Below are 21,823 nucleotides of genomic sequence, written 5' to 3'. Positions count from 1 at the left end.
GGAAGAGTGATTGAACATGATGATTTTCAACTGAAAGCAGCGGCGAAGGAAAGGGCGTTAGAAAGAGTCTACTGGACATCTGTCTTATCAGGTGTACAACTGGATGGCCGGATCCCTCATACGGTTTCACAAGCCCATTCTGCTGCAATGAACCGATCGCTTCATTCGTCCTTCCCTGTGGCTATGAACCATTCGTTAAAGCAATTATGTGGAGATTCTGATTTGCGCCTGTTTATCGTGCTGACCACAGCTGCTTTTGGCTTGCTTCAACGTTATAGCGGAAAAACTGAGTTGATGGTGACTGTTCCTACAATGGAACAGTCTGCCAATCAATCAGCCATTAATCATATGCTGCCGCTTAAGGCAGAGATTGAGCCTCATATGAGCTTTAGCGCAGGGCTAGAGGCAGTGAAACAATCGTTTCAGGAGGCAGTGCGTCATCAAAACTATCCTGTTCATATTTTAATGGATGAGCTTTGGCATTCAGTAGGAGAAGACAAGAGGCGTGTCAATCTGGCATGTGCGTTTGAGACATTGCATGGGCATGCTGACCGAGAGCAGCTGCATGCAGATGTGCTCATTGTTTGGAAGAAAGAACAAGATCACCTTCATGCTGAAGTTCACTGGGATGCTTCCATTTATGACGATCAAATGATGGAGCAGTTCTCCAGACATTTCATGACACTCACAGAGCAATGTCTCAAAACTCCTGAACAAGCGATGAGCACACACTCATTTTTATCTGATATGGAGAAAAGTCAGCTGTTTGATTCGTTTCAAGGAGAGTCGCTCGCTTATCCAGTGGATCGTGATATTGTGTCGTTATTTCAAGAACAAGTCCAATTGCATCCAGCACGAACGGCCGTTATGTTTGGCACAACCTCCTATACATATGAAGAGGTTGATGATTTATCGGATCGCATTGCGCTTAGACTGTCTCAAAGTGAGATGACACGTGAGACTCCAGTTGGTCTCAGAATGAACCGGTCTGCTGAACTGGTCATTGCCATTCTTGGCATCTTAAAGGCTGGCTATGCTTATTTACCGATTGATGTCCATCTGCCGATCGAAAGAATTCGGTATATGCTCAAAAACAGCGGCGCTGCAGCTATTGTCTCGGATGCAGACGGACATGAAGGGTTGGATGTCGAGGTTCATGTTATTCAAGACATGCTTCAAGAATCGCCAATAAAAGAGAATCTGACTTGGTCTATTTCGCCTTCGGATATGGCGTATGTCCTGTATACATCAGGAACGACAGGGCATCCAAAAGGGGTCGTTATTGAACATCGTCATGTCATTAATTTGGTATATGGAATGAAAACGCGCTTTTTTGATCTGCTCCCTGATCCTTTGCAAGTAGGGATGCTGGCTTCACACATTTTTGATGCGTCTGTTCAAACATTGTTCCCGGCATTGCTCCTCGGGCATACGCTGCATATTGCCAAAGATGAAGTCCGTATGGATGGGCATGCGTTATGGTCGTTTTACCAAGAAAACCACATTCAGCTGTCAGATGTGACCCCTTCTCACTTAAAGCTGATGAACAAGGCAGCAGCGCAATCGAAACAAGACCTGCCTGCTCTGAACATGCTGCTGGTGGGCGGAGAGGTGTTCACAAAAGAGCTGATGGATCAATTTTTACAGCATGTATCAGGTGAAAAACCGATCATGATTAATGCGTATGGGCCGACTGAATGTACGGTTCAGTCATCATCCTTTTTGATTCCCCATGACTGGGACGAGCAGGTCATTCCTATTGGGCAGCCGATGCCGAATGAGCATATTTTCATATGTGACGCGCAAGGGGAGCCAGTTCCGATTGGCGTCTTTGGCGAACTATATATAGCAGGCGATGGTGTAGGTCGTGGGTACATCAATCACCCTGATCTGAGCAAGGAGAAATTTATCAAAAAACCAGAGCTGAGCAGCGGGATGTTATACGGTACGGGAGACCTTGCAAGATGGCGGTTTGATGGGTTGATAGAATTTGCTAAAAGAAACGATGGCCAAGTGAAAATCAGAGGATATCGAATTGAGCTCGAGGAGATCCGCAGAGCCATTCTTGATGACCCGCATATGCAAGGACTGATTCAAGATGTCATTGTCATTCCTAAGGAAACGAAGGATCAGGACCAATACATTTGCGCATATATGATGGCAAAACAAGCGATAGATCAGCGTGCGCTTCGTCAGTCTTTAAGTGAAAGGTTACCAGGTTATATGGTGCCGAGGCATGTCATTCAAATAGAACAATTTCCTTTGAATCTATCAGGGAAATTGGATATCCAAGCACTGCCGAATCCAGAAGATCAAGTGGCAGGCAATCAAGAGCCGTTGACCATTCAAGCACATAATGAAACAGAGCAGAAGCTTGTTCGCATTTTCGCATCTATTTTACAAGTCCCTGCTGCGCAGATTCGTATAGATGAACCGTTTTTCGATTTAGGCGGGAACTCTTTTAATATCGTTGAGCTGTCCAATAAAGTGAAAGAGGAATTTCAGCAGGAGCTGACAGTGATGGAGCTGTTCCAATATACAACTGTTTCGCAAATAGCCGCTCAATTGAGAAACAAAGTCTCAGGGCAAGAGAAACAGATCGAAAATGATGGAGAAAATGAAGCGGATGACTTAGAAAGTGCCGCTCAACTGTTAGGCGGGATGATAGATGAGTAAGTTCACAGGATTAGAGGTTGCAGTGGTTGGGATGGCCTGCCGTTTTCCGGGAGCAAAGAATATTCATCACTTTTGGGACAACCTTGCAAATGGAAGAGAGTCCATTACGTTCTTTTCGAAGGAAGAGCTGCTTGAGGCAGGGGTTGAGAAAGAAGCATTAGACCATGAGCAATATGTACGTGCTAAAGGAGCAGTCGATCAGCATGATCACTTTGATGCAGATTTCTTTGGTTATTCACAGCGTGAAGCAGAAGTAATGGACCCGCAAATCCGCATGTTTCATGAGGTGGCATGGGAATCCCTTGAAGATGCAGGCTATAACCCTGAAACCTATCAGGAACCGATTGGTTTATTTGGAGCTGCTTCTGCTAATTTATATTGGCAAGCTGCTTCCATGCTGATGAGAACGAATCACTCATCTGAACAATTTGCGGCTGTTCAGTTAACAGATAAAGATTTCATGAACACAAAGGTATCCTACAAATTGAATTTGAAGGGACCGAGCGTAGCTGTTGATACAGCTTGTTCCTCCTCTTTGACTGCCATTCATATGGCGGCGCGCGCCCTGATTACCGGAGAATGTAAAATGGCACTCGCAGGCGGCGTCACCATTACGACCCCTCACAAAAAAGGATACATGTATCAAGAGGGCATGATCATGTCGCCAGATGGGCACTGCCGGGCTTTTGATGAACAGGCAGAAGGAACCGTTGGCGGCGAGGGCTGCGGTGTTGTTGTGCTCAAATCATTAAAGCAGGCTCTAAAGGATAAGGACCATATCTATGGCGTGATTAAAGGTTCAGCCTATAACAATGACGGCGGGCGGAAGGTTGGGTACACAGCACCAAGTATAGAAGGACAAAGCGAAGTCATTAAAAAGGCACTCAACATCAGTCGTGTAGAAGCTGAGAGTATATCTTATATTGAAGCACATGGCACAGGTACGACTCTTGGAGATCCAGTTGAAATTGAGTCACTAAAGCAAGCTTTTCAAACGGATAAAAAACAGTTTTGTGCGATTGGGTCTGTGAAAACCAATATTGGTCATCTTGACTCAGCCGCAGGGATTGCAGGTTTTATCAAGACAACGCTTAGTCTGTACCATCAGATGCTGCCGCCTAGCCTTCATTATAAAAAACCGAATCCGAAAATTGATTTTGAATCAAGCCCATTTTATGTAAATACAACACCTGTACCATGGACGAAATCAGAGCAGCCGCTGCGTGCCGGGGTCAGTTCATTTGGAGTCGGCGGAACGAATGTACATCTGATCATGGAAGAGGCACCCGCCGCCGACAAACCGTCAGTAGAAAGAGATCATGAGCTAATGGTGATTTCGGCAAGATCGAAGCAGGCGGTTCAAAAGTCTGCTGAACAAATGACATCTTATTTAAAAGAACATAAGCATGTCACACTATCCGATGCTGCATTTACCCTGCAAGAGGGACGAAAGCATTTTCCTTATCGACAAGCTTTTCTTGCAGGTCCGGGCCGCACATTCCAGTCAGCCGGCCAGCCGCAAAAGGCCTTTCAACAGCCTGCGATCGTTTGGATGTTTTCTGGTCAAGGTGCTCAGTATGTGAATATGGGCAAGGATTTATATGAGAAAGACCCTGAATTTAAACAAACGCTTCAGAAATGTTTTGCCATCATTTTATCGTTATCAGGTGTTGAGATCGAGAACGTGTTATATCCAACAACCGAAGAAGAGTTCATAGAAGCAGAACAACTCATGCAGCAAACATCATATACACAAATCATCTTGTTTAGTTTTGAGTATGCGCTCGCATCGAAGCTGATGGGACTAGGCATACGTCCGCATTATTTCATTGGTCATAGTATTGGAGAAATCACAGCTGCCTGCGTGGCCGGTATGATCAACCTTGAAGATGCCATCCGGATCGTTTTAAAAAGAGGCAGTTTGATGCAAAAAATGCCTCCAGGTGAAATGGCCGGTGTGTCACTCCCTGCCGAAGAGATTAAACATGATCTTCCAGAAGGTGTCGAGCTTTCTGCAGTGAATAGCTCACAATTATCCGTTGTTTCCGGTCCTTCAGAACGGTTACAGATTTATCTCGAACAAGCTGAAAAAAGAGGAGCTTCTGTCCAAAAGCTGAAAACCTCTCACGCCTTTCATACGAGTATGATGGCTGAAGCGTCCGAACAGTTTAAGAACGTTCTCTCGGAGATCACCTACCAGCAGGGCGAGATTCCGATCCTTTCGAATGTGACAGGGAGCTGGTTAACAAATGAACAAGCCGCATCACCTGATTACTGGGCATCTCATATCAGGCAGCCTGTTTTATTTAGTCAAGGAGTAGAGACGTTACTTGGACTTGGAGAAGTGGTTTTCATTGAAGTGGGGCCAGGTCATACGTTAACTCAATTTGTGAGACGACATGATGACTATGATGTGAACAAAGCAGCGGCTGTTTCATTGGTGAGACATCCAAAAGAACAAGCTGCTGATGATGAATATATGAAAAAGGCTATAGGGAAGCTGTGGAGTTTTGGAGTGGAACCGAATTGGAGCGCTGTCAGAAAAGAAAAGGCCCCATATCGAGTGTCAATGCCAACATATCCATTCGAGCATCAAATATTCCCCTCTCCGCAGTTTAAAGCGGATCAGCTGATGACCGCTTTAGCGCCATCAGAAAAGGGGGAGAAACTCTCAGCTGATTTTCAAGACTGGTTTTACATTCCGGTATGGGAACGCTCTGCACCTGTACTAAAAGAGCAGCATCATCAAGGGAAGCGTATCTTGGTTTTTGAGAAAAATGGTCATATTGGCGCTTATTTGAAAGAACGGCATGCAGAGGTTGTCAGCGTCTGTCAAAGTGATCATACGATCAAAGAAAATGACCAGTTGATGAAGGCTGACGTTCATATGCTGTCACATTTAGAGTGGGTGATGGCTGAACTGCAGCAATCTGAATTTATACCGGAAGAGATCATCTGGATGCATGATGAACTAACAGAAGATACAGGTGATCAGCCAAACTACTTATCTGTGCTCGATCTCGTCAGGCTGATCAGCCAGTATCATAACACAGCCATCCTTCTTCATCTTGTGACAAACCAAGCGCATGATGTAATCGGGATGGAGAAGGTCAATCCTCTTCAAGCAACATGTACTGGGCTGGCTCTGACCATTCCTCAAGAATATCAGCATATTGCGTGTCAGCACATTGATTTATGTCAGGAAACAAAGGCGGACTGGCCGCTATTTCTTTCATACGAGGTTGCAATGCACGATCAAGATGCGGTCGTGGCGTATCGCGTGAACAGCAGGTGGATTCGAAAGGCTTCAAGCACCCCTTTAAACAAAGAGGAATCGTCCAAGCAGCCTTTCAGGACTCATGGCGTTTACCTCATGACCGGCGGTATGGGGGGCATTGGCTTCACATTAGCTAAACATTTAGCAGAAACGTATCAAGCGAAACTTGTGTTCATGAGCCGATTACAAATACGTAAACGCTCTGCATGGCATGAGCTGCGTGATGCAGATGGGAAAGAAGCTGAGACCGTGAAAAAGCTGATGACTCTTGAAGAGTTAGGAGCTGATGTACAAGTTGTACACGGTGATGTGTCAGATCAAGATGCTGTGCAGAAAGCGGTCCAGCTGGCTCATACGTCATTTGGTGATTTACATGGTGTCATTCATGCGGCAGGAGAGGCAGATGGGAAGATCATCCAAGCAAGAACAGCAGACGATGAAATTCGCATGTGTCAGGCAAAAATCAACGGGACCTATGTGCTGGATGAAGCACTCAAGGATGAAACGCTCGACTTCTTTTTACTTTGTTCATCCCTAGTGTCCTTTCTTGGAGCGGCTGGACAAGTGGCTTATGCGGCTTCCAATGCTTTTATGGACAGCTTTGCTCATGCGAAGAGGCAGGAAGGAAAGCCAGTGATTTCTTTAAACTGGGATCGATGGGAAAAAGTCGGTATGGCACACGACTCAGCATTAGCGGCCAAAGTCAATGACATGATGACGCTCGAGGAGCAGCCGGGAATTTTACCAGAAGAAGGAATCAAGGCCTTTCAGGAAGTGCTGCGTCTAGATTATCCGCAAATTCTTGTTTCCGTTCGAGACATGGGTGAGAGAATGAAACATCGCTTAACACCTATGCAGCAGGAAGAAGAGCCGTCTCAAGAAATATCGCAGGTCATAGATGATCGTCTAGAAGCATCATTGAGTGATGTACTCAGCTCCTTTTTTCATCATGAACCGGATGTGAATGAGAACTTCTTTGAAATGGGTGCGACATCCCTTGATTTGCTGCAGATGAGCGGTCATATCAAATCAATTTATGGTATAGAGGTTCCGGTAGTCATGATGTATAGCCACCCGACCATCGCGTCATTGGCTGCCGAACTGAAAAAGATACATGGGGTAAAGGAAGAAAAGCAAGCTGTCACTGAATCATCTAATCTCCGTAAACAGGCGATGGCAGATGGGAAAAACCGCCGTAAACAGAGATTAAAACGAAAATAGATGGGAGAAATGCAGCGTATGTCTGATCAAGAGCAATGGACCGAATCTGGACTTGAAATTGCAGTCGTAGGATTAGCAGGTACGTTTCCCGGAGCACCGAATGTGCAAACGTTTTGGGAAAATGTATCGCAAGGGAAAGAATCCGTTACGTTTTTCACTGATGAAGAATTAAAGGCAGCGGGTGTAGATGAGACGCTGCTAAAGCGTTCTGATTATGTGAAGGCAAAACCATTTTTACAAAATGCATCATCATTTGATGCAGACTTTTTTGGCTACTCTCCGCGAGAGGCATCCATTATGGACCCGCAAATTCGATTGATGCATGAATGCACATGGCATGCGCTAGAGGACGCAGGCTATGAGCCTGAGCAATACGAAGGATTAATTGGTCTTTATGCCGGGGCATCTAGCAATCTATCGTGGATGGGGCAGCATATGTCGTCACTTGAAAAGAACGAAGATGTATTTCAAATCATGCATCTCAATGACCCGTCCTTTGCTTCTCGGATTGCTTATAAATTAAATCTAAAAGGTCCAAGCGTATCGGTACAAACGGCTTGCTCCACGTCGCTAGTTGCTATCCATATGGCCTGCCAAGGATTAATTGGCGGTGAATGTGACCTTGCGTTAGCAGGAGGTGTCACACTCCATCAGCCGCAAATCACAGGCTATCAATACCAAGAAGGAATGATTTACTCTCCTGATGGCCATTGCCGTCCGTTTGATGAAAAAGCAAAAGGAACCATTTTTGGTGAAGGTGCAGGCGTGGTTGCGCTAAAACGATTGAAAGATGCGATAGAAGACGGAGATTTTATTTATGCCGTCGTAAAAGGATCTGCAACGAACAATGATGGAAGCAATAAAGTCGGCTATACAGCCCCAAGTGTGAGTGGACAGGCAAGTGTCATTGAATCTGCGTTAGAAATGGCTGAGACAGAACCAGAGACGATTTCTTATATCGAAGCACATGGAACGGGTACGCCTGTTGGAGATCCGATTGAGATTGAGGCGCTTACCCGTGCTTTTCAAACAGATCAACAAGGCTTTTGCCGGATTGGATCAGTCAAAGCCAATATTGGGCATTTAGATGCCGCAAGCGGCGTGGCTGGTTTTATCAAAACAGTCATGATGCTGCATCATCGTCAATTTGCCCCGATGCCGCACTTTGACAAGCCGAATCACCGTATTCCGTTTGATCAAACGCCATTTTATGTTGGGACAGACAAAGAGGAGTGGAAGACGTCTCATTTGCCAAGGAGAGCTGGAGTCAGCGCTTTTGGTATAGGGGGAGCAAATGCCCATGTCATCTTAGAAGAGGCGAAGCCGAGAAAAGCAAACGGCACGGCCTCGTCCAAAGAATTAATTGTGCTTTCAGCTAGATCAACGCATGATATGAAGAACATGACAAAAAACTTGAAGGAATATGTCTCCTCACATCATGAACTCTCACTTGGCCAAGCAGCTTACACCTTACAAAGTGGAAGAAAAGCCTTCAAATATCGAAAAACGTTTGTCTGTTCGTCGCGGGATGAATTATTAGAGCAACTGCAAGTGCAAGATACAGCAGGGAGAGAAAGTCTTCTTTATAAACGGATCAGCATGAGGCTGACGGGGTATCATGAGTCAGGTTTACGTGATTACATCAAGCTGTATGAGAAAGATCATTCTTTCAAAACAGAAGTGGATCGATTAATGAGCCTCGTCCAATCTGCGGTACCTATCAAAAAAGACGAGCTGTTCCATTCCAAACAAAGCAGACAATCAGAAGTGGCTATGCTGATCATGACATCGGCTTTTGTCAACGAGCTAAGGTCACTCGGAATTGAACCAGATGGTTGGATTGGAGAAGGCAGCGGAGTCTGGACAGCTTTATATGCAGCAGGCGGGCTTGAGCTAAGAGACGCAGCATCAATTGTGTACGACCTTCATGACACCGAGACGGTTAATCAAAGGCTGGTTTCCCTGCCTCAGAGAACACTCCAACAGCCTGTTTACATGCAGCAAACCGGGGAGGAACTAACCACTTTCCACCCATCGTCTGCAAAGCGTTTTCTTGATATGGATCAGCCTGTAAAATCGCCTTTGATTGAGCAAGAATCAACAGCCTTGATCATTGATCTTTCAATAAAACAAAGCATTGTGGTTGAAAAGGGAGCAGAAAAATCAACTGAACCACTTGATGGAGACATTCTTCAAATCGCCGGTGTTCTTTGGGAAATGGGGGTCGGCTTATCCTTTCCTTTAACAGAGGAGAAGAACAGGCAGCGCATTCCGCTACCTGGGTATCCATTTCATAAAACCGATTTTTCTGCACAAACAAATACGATGGCAGCCATTGAGCCACAAAAGCCGCAGGATGTAAAGCGTGTTTTTACTTCGCTCGCTTCTTTACAAAAAGATATTCACGACATTGTTCAAACTCATTTTGGATTTGATCAAATGGATGATGAATCGCCATTTTTTGAATTTGGTGCGACATCACTTGATATATCTCAGCTTGCAGCGAAAATATCTGAGCGAATGGATCAACAAATTGACACTGTTCAATTGTATCGGTTTGCTACAGTGGCAAGCCTTGCTGAATATTTGTTTGAAGAACAGATGGAACGTGATCAAACATCTGCTTCTCTCCCAATAAAGAACACGTCCCAGGAGCATACGGATATTGCGATTGTCGGAATGGCAGGAAGATTCCCAGGGGCTTCGTCGCTAGAAGACTTTTGGCAGCGTCTTGTGAAAGGCGAGGAAATGATTCACTTTTTCACAGAAGAAGAACTCAAGAAAGCAGGGCTGGATGCGTCTGTTTATCAGCATCCGAATTTCATTGGAGCAAAAGGCCGTTTACAAGAGATCGAAGGCTTTGATGCAGACTTCTTCAACTATTCTGCTAGAGAGGCAGAGCTCATGGATCCGCAGTTCAGGCTCTTGCATGAATGTGCTTGGGAAGCGCTGGAGGATGCTGGCTGTGACCCTGATCGAATGGCAGGGAAAATTGGTGTTTATACAGGAACGAGTCCAAATCATGAGTGGCTGACGCGCTTTGCACATCAAATGGAAGCAACCGAGCAATTCAGCGCAATGCTGTTAAATGATCGTGAATTCTTTAGTACGCAGCTTTCTTATAAATTGAATTTACACGGGCCTAGCGTGACCATGCAGACAGCTTGTTCGACCTCACTTGTCAACATTGGCATGGCCTGTCAAGCATTATTAAATCAAGAATGTGATGCAGCACTGGCTGGCGGTGTGACGGTCAGTTCTCCAGAAAATATCGGCTACATCTATCAAGATGGGATGATTCAATCAAAAGATGGACATTGCCGTCCGTTTGACCAAGAGGCGAGCGGAACCATTTTCGGAGATGGAGCGGGGATTGTTCTGCTAAAACGTTATGAAGATGCGATGAGAGACGGCAACCCGATTCATGCGGTCATCAAAGGGGTTGGTGTGAACAATGATGGCAGCCGAAAAGCTGGTTTTACCGCTCCGAGTGTGGAAGGACAGGCAGAGGTTTTAAAAGAAACGTATGAAAAATCAGGTATCGATCCCGCATCCATTGGTTATGTAGAAGCACATGGTACGGGGACAAAAATGGGAGATCCAATTGAGGTATCTGCCCTTAGTCAAGTGTTCAAAGGGACAGATCCGCTGACGATTCCGATCGGTTCTGTGAAAAGTAATGTCGGCCACTTAAATAGTGCGGCAGGGATTGCAGGTCTGTTTAAAGCCATTTTGGCCCTCCAGCATAAAACGATCCCGCCAACCATTCATTATGAATCACCCAATCAGGAGATCCCTTTCAAAGATACACCGTTTTATGTGAATCAAAAGGCGTTGTATTGGAAGGAAGCAGATGGCCCGAGAAGAGCGGGGGTTAGCTCTTTCGGTATCGGTGGAACGAACGCCCATATGATCATAGAAGAGGGCATACAGGCGAAGCAAAAACCAGCTTCTAACCAAAAGCAGCTGCTCGTCTTATCAGCAAAAACGGATACTGCTTTAGCGAAAATGACAGAGCAATTAAAGGAGTATGTGATCCAGCACCCTCAAGTTCCGCTTGAAGATATTGCTTATACATTGCGGTATGGCAGAAAGCAATTTCCATACCGAAAAGCCATCGTGCTCGCGTCTGCTGATGAATGGATGCAGCAGAAACAGCTTGAAACGAGTGTGTTCCGAAGCAAAAAATGGCGTAAAGCGACCTTTATGTTTTCGGGTCAAGGCGCTCAGTATACTGGTATGATGCGCGGATTATACGATGCAGAGCCAGTGTTCAAATGGGAAGTAGATAGATGCTTTAAATATGTAATGGAAACGGAGCAAGTTGATTTAAAGGGCATTGTTTTTTCCAAGAATGAAACGAACGAAGACATCACAAAAACGTCAAATGCTCAGCCGCTTCTCTTTATATTTGAGTATGCATTAGCCAAATTGCTTCAGCATAGCGGTGTTGAGCCAGAATCAATGATTGGACACAGTATCGGCGAATACGTTGCCGCTTGCTTGTCAGGGGTCTTTTCTCTGGAGTCTGCATTAACACTCGTGATGGCAAGAGGAAGATTGATGCAAGACATGGAAAAAGGCGCCATGCTTAGTGTGCAATTACCCGAGGCAGAGCTGACTTCGATGATTGATGAATCGCTTTCTGTTGCTGCTGTCAATGCAAAAGACCTTTGTGTCGTTTCTGGAAGAGAAGAGCATATCGCCGCATTTGAAAAGAAACTGCAAGACAAAGGAATTGTCACAAGACAGCTCCATACTTCTCATGCCTTTCATTCCTATATGATGGAGCCGATGCTTGAGGCGTTTCAACAATTCGTAGAGAAAGTAGAATTGCATGAGCCGACGATTCCGTTTATATCGAATGTGACAGGCACTTGGGCGACAAGTGAAGAGGTGATGACAGCATCTTATTGGACGAACCACCTGCGTGGAACCGTTCGTTTTCATGAAGGTCTATCTCAGCTGTTAACCGATGAAGTACGAGCGCTCATTGAAGTTGGACCTGGAAACAGCTTGACGGCATTAGCGAAACGTCATGATAACAAAGAGTCTCATCATGATGTTCTGAATATGGTGAGGCATGCAAGAGAACAAGCTGATGACCATGCATATTTCTTAAAAAGAATAGGAGAGCTATGGGCAGGCGGCTTCGAGGTCAAAGCGCAGCAACATCCAACTCAAGAGGAACGTCAGCTCGTATCGCTGCCGACCTATCCATTCGAACGGAAACGATATTGGATTGAAGCAGGAAAGCCGGTTTCTCCGCAGCTATCCGCTCCTAAGGAAACGAAGAAGAAAGAGATGGAAGAATGGTTCTACCTGCCTTCATGGGAGCAGCAGCCGCTAAAACCTGTTTTCGAAAAAGAAACAGAAGAACAAACGTGGCTCATTTTCAGGGAACAGGATGCTTTTCATGAACTGTTTACCCATTCATTTAAGCAACAAGGTATCAAGGTCATTTCTGTCACAAAGGGTGAAGCTTATCAAGAGCAAGATCAGTCGTTTACGATCAATCCGGCAGAAGGCCAGCACTACCGTAACATGCTAGATTCATTGTCTAATAGAGGTGTCAATATCCATCGGATTCTGCATTTATGGGAAGCTGCGAAAGAAGATGACAACTCGAATCGTCAATCCGCTTTTCAGGCGCACATTGAAAAAGGCTATTACAGCTTAATTTTCTTATCTCAAGCGATTGCTGCCCAAAAAAATATTCGAGAATGCCGTCTGTTTACGATCACTAGCGGAATTCAGCCAGTCACAGGCAATGAGACGATATGTGCAGAGAAAAGTGCAATGCTTGGACCGTGTAAAGTGATTTCACAGGAATACCATCATATCAAATGCTGGAATATCGATGTGGAAGATGTGCCAGAAGTCATGTCTTGGAAGGAACAAGTACTTGTCGATCTTATTGTGCAGGAAATCATGCAGCCTGGAAAGGACCAGCTTGTGGCGTATCGCAATCGTCAACGCTGGGTGCAGAGCTACAAACGTTTGCCGCTGCAAAAAGAAGATGGACTTCCGAAGATGATCAGGCCAAATGGTGTGTATCTGATCACAGGAGGTTTAGGCGGCATCGGATTTGTTCTATCAAAGATGCTGGCGAAGGAAGGAAATGTACATCTTTATTTAACTGGAAGAACGGCATTGCCGCCGAGAGATGAATGGGCGTCATACGTTCACCAAGTAAATGCCGATGAAGCGCAGCGTACGAGAATTGAGAAGGTGCTTGAGCTCGAACGATTAGGTGCAACAGTAGAAGCGGTGCAGGCGAATGCAGGAGATCTGGATCAGATGAAACGTGTATTTGATGCCATTCGCAAAAAGCATGGCGGCGTTCATGGTGTATTCCATGCGGCAGGATTACCAGGAAGTACATCCTTCCGTGCAATCAAAGATATCCCTTCTACACTGGCGCAGGGAGAGGATCAATTCCAATCAAAGGTGAAAGGGCTCGATGTGCTAGAGCAGCTGCTGGAACAAGAACAAGCAGATTTTTGTCTTCTCTTTTCTTCCATTAGTGCATTGCTTGGGGGCTTAGGATTCTCCGCTTACTCAGCGGCTAACTTATATATGGATGCATTTGCAGCTAGACTTAATCAACATAGTCAAACCCCGTGGATGTGTGTGAACTGGGATGCGTGGAATTTCTGGGGTGAGCTAGAATCCACAATTGGTGAATCGATAAATGAGCTTGCGATATTACCAGAAGAGGGTGCTGAGCTGTTCCAGTATGTTCTGTCTAACCGGCAGAATCGACACATGCTCGTGTCCACAGGAAATCTTGAAGAACGAATGGATCAATGGCTGTCACTAGAGCCGAAGGCAGCAGCGAATGAGGATTCATATGAGGTGTCTAAGCACGAAAGACCAGAGCTGGGCAATCCATATGTGGCTCCTCGAAATGAAACTGAAAAAGCGATCTGTCAAGTTTGGCAGGATTTTATGGGCATGGAACAAGTGGGCATTCACGACAATTTCTTTGATCTCGGCGCAAGCTCGCTGGATATTGTTCAAGTCACCAATCGGTTAAATCAAGCACTTCAAACAAATGAAGCGGTTGTGACCTTGTTTACGTACCCATCTGTTGCTGAGCTTGCGAAATATATCCAGCCTTCTGAGGACTCGCAGGAAGAAGCGATGGAAGAAGAACTAGCCGTCGTCACTTCAGGTGATCGAAGAGCTCGTTTTAAACAGCAACGGAATAAAAGATTGAGAGGCGGAATCGAGAATGAATGATACAACGAATCACTATCATGGCGCAGAAATTGCTGTTATCGGTCTTGCAGGTCGTTTTCCAGGGGCCAAAAATGTAGAAGAGTACTGGGAGAATCTGAAAAAGGGAAAAGAAACCATCTCTTTTTTTACAGAGGAAGAATTACGGCGTGAAGGTACAGATGAAGCCTTATTGAAAAACCCCCGTTTTGTTAAAGCAAAAGGGATGCTAGATGATGTTGATTTATTTGATGCGGATTTCTTTGACTATACACCAAAGGAAGCGGCTATGATGGATCCGCAGTTCAGACTGTTTCATGAATGTGTGTGGACGGCGCTTGAAGACGCTGGGTACGATCCGTTTGAATATAAAGGGCAAATTGGTCTTTATACAGGTGCAGGAATCAATACAGAATGGGTCATGAGAGCACTTCAAGGGGCGGCTCAAGGTGAGGATTCGAAAACACTGGAAGCTGCCGTTCTGAATATGCGTGATTATTTAGCGACGATGATTTCATATAAATTAAATCTGAAGGGACCGAGTATGGTGGTGCAAACCGCCTGCTCGACCTCAATGGTGTCGATTCATTTAGCCGTTCAGGCTTTATTAAGCGGCGACTGTCATATGGCTGTTGCAGGCGGCGTGTCCATTCGCCTGCCGCAAAAATCGGGCTATCTTTATCAAGAAGGCATGATCCATTCATCTGACGGACATTGCCGCGTCTTTGATAACAAGGCCGATGGAACCGTTTTTGGTGATGGTGCAGGAGCCGTTATTTTAAAAAATTTAGAGGATGCCATTGAAGACGGCGATCACATTTATGCTGTCATTAAAGGATCATCTATTAATAATGACGGAAATAGAAAAGTAGGATATACAGCGCCGAGTACGAAAGGTCAAGTATCAGCGATTAAAACAGCACTTCGAATGGCTGAGGTGGAACCTGAAACCATTTCGTACATTGAAGCACATGGAACCGGAACAACCCTCGGAGATCCGATCGAAATTGAAGCGCTCAAGCAAGCGTTTGATACAGATAAAAAAGGCTTTTGCCGCATTGGTTCTGTCAAATCAAATGTTGGTCATTTGAATGATGCGTCAGGTGTCGCCGGCTTTATTAAAACCGTTTTAAGCTTAAAGCATCAAGTGATTCCGCCGACGATTCATTTTGAAACGCCGAATGAAAAAATTGAATTTGCCAATTCGCCTTTCGTTGTAAACACAGACTTGACGCCATGGAGCAAGCATGAATCTCCTCGCCGTGCAGGTGTAAGCTCATTTGGGATTGGTGGAACAAATGCTCATGTCATTTTAGAAGAAGCACCTGCTACACGTGTCGCCGCAGATAGCCCTGAGGATAGTGAACTCCTTTTATTATCTGCCAAAACACCAGCAGCTCTTGAGAAAATGACCGATCGCCTTGCGGACTATTTACTTCAGCATCAGCAGCATGTTCGTCTAAGTGACGTTGCCTATACGCTGCAAACAGGGCGCCATCATTTCCCGCATAAACGTGTCATTCTTGGAAGTAACACGGCTGACATGTTACAGGCGCTGAATCAAAGGTCAAAAGAGGTGGTCAAGACGGCAAGCTCCCAAACATCGAGCCGGCCAGTCGTCTTTCTTTTCCCAGGTCAAGGATCTCAGTATGTAGACATGGGGCGTCAGCTTTATGACAAATATCCAGTCTTTAAGGAAGCGCTGGATCAATGCTTGAATCAATTCAAACAGCATATCTCAGTTGACCCATTCAGCATTTTATTCTCAACAGAAGCAAGTGATGATCCTCAGCTGATCAACCAAACAGAATATACGCAGCCGCTTCTGTTTAGTGTGGAATACGCTTTGGCTAAATTGCTGATTCATTTTGGCGTCAAACCGCAGGCACTGATCGGCCACAGTATTGGAGAATACACAGCTGCTGCCGTATCTGGTTTACTATCTGTTGAAGATGCCGTAGATCTTGTGTCTTATCGCGGACAGCTCATTAGCAAGCTTTCAAAAGGCTCTATGCTGAGCGTTCCTTTGAGTGTACAGAACGTGCTGCCATATTTAACAGATGATCTTTCACTTGCAGCAGTAAATGGTCCTGAGTTATGTGTAGTGTCAGGGGAGACCGCAGCCATTGATGCACTTGCTGAGAAGCTGGAGGCTGCTGGACATGGGTGTAGAAAGCTTCACACCTCTCATGCCTTCCATTCTAAAATGATGGATGACATCCTGCCATCATTCAAAGAAAAGGTAGCTGAGTATCAATTGAATGCACCGTCTATCCCGTATATTTCTAACGTCACAGGTACGTGGATTGACCATGAAACAGTGCAAGACCCGGCATATTGGGCTGATCACTTGCGGCAAGCGGTCCGTTTCCGTGATGGAGCGGAGACATTATTAACGGAGCTTGATCCTATTTTCGTTGAAGTCGGGCCGGGGAATACGTTAAGTGCCTTTATTCGCCAAGCCTCAAAGGAACACCATCAGCAGCCGATTCCATTGATGCGTCACCCGAAAGAAGAGGCAGCAGACGACCGCTACCTGCTGGGCAGGCTTGGTGACATCTGGCTTCAAGGGGTGCCGGTTGACTGGACAAAATGGCGAAATCAGACATCAAATCAAAAAGTATCCTTGCCGACCTATCCTTTTGAACGACAAAGATATTGGATTGAAAAGGTAGATACATCCGCATTATCTTCATCCTCAGGTGTGCAAATGGTGGTGCCGAAGGAAAACAAGGCACAGGGAATAGAAAAAAACAATCAAGTCCATTCCGCCGCAGCGAATGATATTGAGGCAACGTTACAGCGGATGTGGAAAGACATTTTAGGAATTGAAAAGGTGGAAAGAGACGACCACTTCTTTGAGCTTGGCGGACATTCGTTAAATGCGACCGGTCTGATTTCTCAAATTCACAAAGAGTTTGGTGTAGAACTTACGCTCACAGACATGTTCAACAATCCGACGATTGAAAAGCTCCAAGCATTCATCGAAAAGGCAGAGAAGCATCAATATTTCAAGATTGAACCAGTGGAAAAGAAAGACACGTATCCATTATCTGCTGCTCAAAGACGGACATTCCTCATTCATCAGCGTATTGGTCAAGTGACCTCATATAACATGCCGATGGCACTAAGATGTAAAGGTGAAATTGACGTCGAGCGCTTTGAGCAGACCTTCAAGCAATTAATTGATCGTCATGAAACATTGCGAACGACCTTTGAATTAAAAGATGGAGAACCGGTTCAGCGGGTCCATGATGATTTCCACTTTGCTGTTGAAATGACAGAGGCTGATGAAGAAGGATTAGAAGCACAAATCGATGAATTCATTCGTCCATTTGACTTAAAGGCTGCACCATTGATCCGTGTGCGTTTTGTGAAAATCGCAGCACATGATCATCTCTTATTAGTCGATATGCATAATATTGTGGCGGATGGAGCGAGCATGAACATCTTTATTAAAGAATTTACTGAGCTCTATCGAGGGGAAACCTTGCCGGAACTGACCGTTCAATATAAAGATTATGCAGAATGGCAAGACAAATATTTCCGTAGCGAGATGTTTCAAAAGCAGCAGGATTATTGGAAGCAGCAAATTGGCTCAAATGTGCCAACTTTGACAATGCCATATGATTTTGAACGGAAGGAACAATCCTTCTTAGGAAGAGCGATTAAATTTAATATTGAACCGCACATCGTTGAGAAAATTGAACAGCTCGCTGAACGGTATCAACTGACAAATAACGTCATCTTGTTCCAACTCTATGGGCTGCTGCTCTCACGTTATGCGGATCAGGAGGAATTGATTGTCGGTTCACTTGTGGCTGGACGACGTCATGCAGATATCGAGCATACAATTGGCATGTTTACGAACTTCCTGCCAATTAAACTAGACATGGTACAAGAAGCAACCTTTACAGAGCAATTGGCTCAGACAAAGCAAGTGCTGCTTGATGCGTATGACCATCAAGAGTACCCATTTGACCAAATGGTTGAGCATCTGAATCCAAAAACAAGACCGCATCGCAATCCATTCTTTGATACGATGCTCATTTATCATAATGAGTACGATCCGAATATTAAAATTGAAGCCGATGGACTGACATTTGAAACACATGAGTTTGCAAAGGGAATTTCCAAACTCGATATGAAAATGGATGTTGTCAGAGAGGTAACGGGCGAGTTAAAGTGCGTGCTTCAATACAATCTGGCTCTGTTTAAACATGAGACGATGCAAGCTTTCGTCAACCACTTCCAGCACTTGGTCGAACAGGCTGTTCAAACACCTGATCAACTGCTCAAGGATTTCGCTGTTCTTTCACAGGAAGAAGAACAAGCAGCAAAAGAGAAAAGGGAGCGCGCAGAGGAAAAAGCACCGCTCGTACTGACAGTCAGCTCGACATTTACAGCAGATCCAGTCGCACCTTATATTCAGTACTGGACCAAGCAGTTTGATGTGCAGCTTGATGTTCAATTTGCACCGTATGGGCAGGTATATCAGGAATTACTAAATGAGCGCAGCCTTATTTCACAGAAGAAAAACGGTGCGAATCTTCTGCTCATTCGTTTAGAGGATATCACTGGTCCCGCTCATCTCTCACTGGAAGAAAAGAAAAAACTGGCTTCAGAGCATGCTGAAGAACTTGCAAACGTTCTGAAATCAAAAACGAAACATAACCTATATTTTGTTGGGATTCTGCCGATAAGTGCTGCTCTTAAAGACACCCTGCAAGACGTGGAACAAGAGTGGATTGCTCAGTTATCTGAGATAGGCGGTGTTCAGTTGATCGACTGTCGTCAGCTTGCACAGCAATATCAGATGGATGACATCTTTGATGAAAAAGGAGAGCAAGCAGCACACCTCCCATTCACTGAAGTCTTTTGTGGAGCCATCGGTACAAAAGTCGCGCGAGAGATCATTGCATGGCAAGGTGCACCATTTAAGGTAGCGGCCATTGACTGTGATCATACGCTTTGGAGAGGTGTCGTTTCAGAAGACGGTGTGGAAGGCATCGACATTACGCCAGAACATCAAATGCTTCAGCGCTTTTTAAAACAAAAGCAGCAAGAGGGGCTCCTGCTTGTCTTGAGCAGCAGGAACAATGAAGAAGATGTGTGGCGCGTGTTTGAAAACCACCCAGATATGATCTTGCAAAAAGACGATATCGTCGACTGGCGGATCAATTGGGAAAGTAAACCGGCACATCTAAAAGAGATGGCAGATTCTCTGAACCTTTCATTATCTCAGTTTATTTTCTTAGACGATGATCCAGCTCAGTGCTTGCGTATGAATGAAGAGCTGCCTGAAGTGATGACGCTGCTGTTACCTGCCAATGAAAAAGCGATTCCATTATTCGCCCAGCATGCTTGGGCATTCGACCGCTATGATGTCACAGATGAAGATAGAGGGCGAACAACGAGCTACAAGGCTGAAAAGGCTCGTCAAAAAGAGAAAGCAGAATCGCCGTCAATGAAGCAATTTTTACAAGATTTGAATTTGAACATGAGTGTAACAGAGTGGGGAGAAGAGCACCTTGCCCGCGTGGCGCAAATGAGCAGCCGTATTAACCAATTCCGCTTAAATGAGCAGCGCTTTGATGAACAGCAGCTGAGAGAGCGGATGGAAAATGAGCATGTCCAGGGCTGGGTCATTGAAGCAGCGGATCGCTTCAGTCATGAAGGGATTGTAGGGGCTATCTTGGCTCATCATGCAGACGGCACCTTGAAAATTGATGCATGGATGCTAAGCTGCCGTGCTCTAGGGAAAGGGATTGAGCAAAAATGTCTGACATGGCTTGCTGAATACAGCCGTCTGCACCAGCTTTCTTCCATTGAATTTACGTTTGCATCGACTGGACGTAATGAGCTGTTCAAGTCATTTATGAAAGAGCACCAGATGCAGGAGGTTGAGGAGCAGCAAACATATCGTATACAAGTGGAAGAAATTGATTCACTGAGCAATCACATTCAGATCGTCGACCACCTGTCACCTCGTCAGCACTCGACTGAAGAAATAGAGGATCGAAGGGTGGAGGCAGCAAGTCATTCAGCTTCTAAAGGTTATACATGGGAAACGGTTCAACCAGATCAAACGCTGCACAGCGGTTATGTAAAAGCCCTTAAGGTACATGATCAAGAAGGTCTTCGTGCATTATTAAAGACGGAACTGACACAAGATCATGGACTTTACGCACAGCCAACCAATGAACGTGAGGCATTGCTTTTTGATATTTGGTGTGACATTCTTCATGTGGAAAAAGTAGGAATTGACAACGACTTTTTCGATTTAGGAGGAAATTCTTTACTTGCTGTCAAAATGGAAGTAGAGATTGAAAAGAAGGGTTGGTATGTTGATGATTTGAATTTTGCTGAAAAACACACCATTCGAGAATTAGCAAAATATATGAAGAGGGAGAATCAGCATGCATAAAGATGTAAAAGCCATATATGAAGAATCAAAAATTTTAGATGAGGCCACTCATTTATACGGGGTCCAGCGAAGTGACATCCACTTTATCGCAGATGCAGAAAACTATGTGTATGAACTTAAAAAAGACGGAGAGTCTTTCATTTTAAAAATTACCCATACCATCCGCAGATCACCTGATTATATTTTAGGTGAAATGGAATGGCTCCATCACTTAGCGAAGGGCGGACTTTCGGTTGCGAAACCAATTGCTTCATTAAATGGCCGTGATATCGAGCAAGTAGACGATGGGCAAGGCGGTTCATTTTTGCTTCGAGTCTATGAAAAAGCATCAGGCCATAAAGTGGAAGAGGCAGACTGGAACGATGAATTATTTTATGCCCTTGGACAGTACACAGGGCGCATGCATAAACTGACAAAAAGCTATCAGCTGTCAGACCCACGTTATAAAAGACAAGAGTGGGATGAAGAGGAGCAGCTTAAACTGCGTAAGTATGTCCCAGCCGATCAGACTCTTGTGTTTGAACAAGCGGATCGGTTGATGGAAAAGCTGGCAAAGCTTCCGAAAAATCAGGATACGTACGGATTGGTTCATGCGGATCTTCATCACGGAAACTTCCACTGGGATCAAGGGAAAATTACGACCTTTGATTTCGATGATATTGGGTACAACTGGTTTATGAATGACATTAGCATTTTGCTATACAATGTGTTGTGGTACCCAGTGATTCCATACGAAGACAAAGCTGCTTTTGCAGGAAACTTTATGAAGCAATTCCTTAAAGGCTATCGTGAAGAGAATGAGCTTGGGGATGAGTGGCTTGCCTACATTCCTGACTTCCTTCGCTTACGTCACGTGCTGATCTATGGCTTGCTACATCAAGCATTTGATTTGGCTACCATCGGAGATGAAGAGAAGGCCATGCTCGCTGGCTTCCGCTCCGACATTGAGCAAGCAGCACCGATTACGACGTTTGACTTTACAAAGCTAAGTCAATCTTAAA

5 protein-coding genes are annotated in these 21,823 nt (G+C 45.0%); all 5 read left to right on the top strand.

Annotated elements, in window-relative coordinates:
- Positions 1-6 precede the first annotated feature (6 nt).
- From C6Y02_RS12590 to C6Y02_RS12570, 5 genes are read left to right on the top strand one after another with little or no spacing between them, the layout of a single operon-like run.
- Positions 7-2,676 (top strand): non-ribosomal peptide synthetase, encoded by a 2,670-nt coding sequence (locus C6Y02_RS12590; RefSeq protein ID WP_106031385.1) that lies wholly within the window; start codon positions 7-9, stop codon positions 2,674-2,676.
- Positions 2,669-7,174, top strand: a complete 4,506-nt coding sequence (locus tag C6Y02_RS12585; RefSeq protein WP_106031384.1) for a type I polyketide synthase — start codon at positions 2,669-2,671, stop codon at positions 7,172-7,174. Before C6Y02_RS12590 ends, C6Y02_RS12585 begins: the two co-directional genes overlap by 8 nt.
- 18 nt (positions 7,175-7,192) lie before the next feature.
- Positions 7,193-14,419, top strand: coding sequence for a type I polyketide synthase (locus tag C6Y02_RS12580; RefSeq protein ID WP_223256559.1), 7,227 nt, complete (start codon positions 7,193-7,195; stop codon positions 14,417-14,419).
- On the top strand, positions 14,412-20,822 hold the full coding sequence (locus C6Y02_RS12575; protein WP_106031382.1) for a type I polyketide synthase: 6,411 nt from the start codon (positions 14,412-14,414) through the stop codon (positions 20,820-20,822). The genes C6Y02_RS12580 and C6Y02_RS12575 overlap by 8 nt, the downstream gene beginning before the upstream one ends.
- Positions 20,815-21,822: a phosphotransferase enzyme family protein gene (locus C6Y02_RS12570; RefSeq protein ID WP_106031381.1), complete on the top strand. Its 1,008-nt coding sequence runs from the start codon at positions 20,815-20,817 to the stop codon at positions 21,820-21,822. Before C6Y02_RS12575 ends, C6Y02_RS12570 begins: the two co-directional genes overlap by 8 nt.
- Position 21,823: the final 1 nt, after the last annotated feature.

The organism is Bacillus sp. NMCC4 (assembly GCF_002998555.1).
Classification (GTDB): domain Bacteria; phylum Bacillota; class Bacilli; order Bacillales; family Bacillaceae; genus Bacillus.
This window is presented reverse-complemented; position numbering and strand designations above follow the sequence as displayed.

Bases quoted from the DNA above. Each gene is read 5' to 3' on its own strand.
- C6Y02_RS12570 (WP_106031381.1), top strand. From the start codon at position 20,815: ATGCATAAAGATGTAAAAGCCATATATGAAGAATCAAAAATTTTAGAT.
- C6Y02_RS12580 (WP_223256559.1), top strand. From the start codon at position 7,193: ATGTCTGATCAAGAGCAATGGACCGAATCTGGACTTGAAATTGCAGTC.
- C6Y02_RS12585 (WP_106031384.1), top strand. From the start codon at position 2,669: ATGAGTAAGTTCACAGGATTAGAGGTTGCAGTGGTTGGGATGGCCTGC.
- C6Y02_RS12575 (WP_106031382.1), top strand. From the start codon at position 14,412: ATGAATGATACAACGAATCACTATCATGGCGCAGAAATTGCTGTTATC.